This is a genomic window from Aminobacter sp. P4_D5, from assembly GCF_056401815.1.
In genome coordinates this window covers 1-850 of record NZ_JBFUIP010000530.1, presented here as the reverse complement: position 1 = coordinate 850, position 850 = coordinate 1, and the positions used below count along the sequence as shown (strand labels likewise).

At 71.8% G+C, this 850-nt stretch carries 1 protein-coding gene and 1 pseudogene; one reads left to right on the top strand and one right to left on the bottom strand.

Translation table 11 applies throughout. The features are described from left to right. Positions 1-526 (bottom strand): nitronate monooxygenase (locus AC1DWF_RS33300; RefSeq protein ID WP_476842772.1); only part of this gene is annotated, 526 nt, incomplete at its 3' end. A gap of 69 nt (positions 527-595) precedes the next feature. On the opposite strand from AC1DWF_RS33300, the pseudogene AC1DWF_RS33295 reads away from it, so the two are divergent. Further along, positions 596-850, top strand: a pseudogene (locus tag AC1DWF_RS33295) (hypothetical protein); the annotation flags it as partial.

Sequence of the window (850 nt, the reverse complement as noted above, 5' to 3'; positions counted from 1 at the left end):
CGACAATGGCGTCCGCGCCCGCCGCCTCGGCCTCGCGCGCCTCCGCCAGCGTGGTGGCGTTGCAGATCCAGAGGATGCCGCGCGCCTTCAGTTCGGCCGCGAATTCCGGTTCCCAGAGCCCCATGATGGTCGAGACCACCGCCGGCCCGGCCGCCAGGATAGCTTGGCACTGAGCCGCGAAGTCCGGAAGGAAGGGCCCTTCGCCCAGCGGCGGCGGCTCCGGCCCGAGCGTCGCCAGCGCGGCGCGGGCGGCGTCCTCGCGTGCGAGGTCGCGCACCGGGTTCGGGTCAGGCGCCCAGAGGTTGATCTGGAAGGCGCCGTTGCTGCCGGCCCGGAACTGCCGGGCCCAATCGGCGATTTCGGCCGGGCTCGACTGCAGCGCGCCCATCCCGCCCATCCCACCGGCATGGGCCACAGCGATGCCGAGACCGGGCGGCGAGGCGCTGGCCATCGGCGCCTGGAGGATGGGGACCCGCAGGCCGAAGCGGGCACAGAAGGCTTGGGCACGTTCGCGCGGAGAGGTCATGTCGTGATTGTGTCCGGTCGGCGCGGCCTGTAGCAAGATGGTCCGGCTACGGAACGCATGACGAACCCGATGACCCTCAAGACCCTCCCAGGCGCACCCAAGCGCAAGCTCTTCGGCACGGACGGCATCCGCGGCACCGCCAATCGCGCGCCCATGGATGCCGGCACGGCGCTGCGACTCGGCCAGGCGGCCGGGCAATTCTTCAACCGCGGCACGCACCGCCATCGGGTCGTGATCGGCAAGGACACGCGGCTCTCGGGCTACATGCTGGAGCCGGCGCTGACCGCGGGCTTCGTCTCGGCTGGGATCGACGTCGTGCTCGTG